This is a genomic window from Ilumatobacter nonamiensis YM16-303 (genome assembly GCF_000350145.1).
GTDB classification, from domain to species: domain Bacteria; phylum Actinomycetota; class Acidimicrobiia; order Acidimicrobiales; family Ilumatobacteraceae; genus Ilumatobacter_A; species Ilumatobacter_A nonamiensis.
Window position 1 is genome coordinate 1 of the sequence record NZ_BAOL01000372.1, and the last position, 327, is coordinate 327.

General features: G+C 67.3%; 1 pseudogene. It reads left to right on the forward strand.

The features are described from left to right. A pseudogene (locus ON45_RS23395) lies at positions 1–327 on the forward strand (hypothetical protein); the annotation flags it as partial.

The window sequence follows — 327 nt, forward strand, 5'->3', positions numbered from 1 at the left end:
CCGAGGCGATGGAAGAAGAGCCCGCCGACACCGAGGCCATGGAGGAAGAGGCACCCGCCGACGTCCAGGCCGCGGTCGATGACGGCGCATCCACACTGAAGGCCGGACTCACCAGCCTCCTCCAGGAGCACGTTTATCTCGCAGGCATCGCGTTCGAGACCGCCGTCGATGCCGGCGGTGACCTCGAAGAGCCGGCCACGGCAGCAGCCGTTGCCGCCCTCGACGAGAACACCGTTGCGCTGGCTGACGCCGTTGGTTCGGTCGCCGGTCAGGAGAACGGCGATGCGTTCCTCGAGCTGTGGCGTCAGCACATCGGCTTCTTCGTCG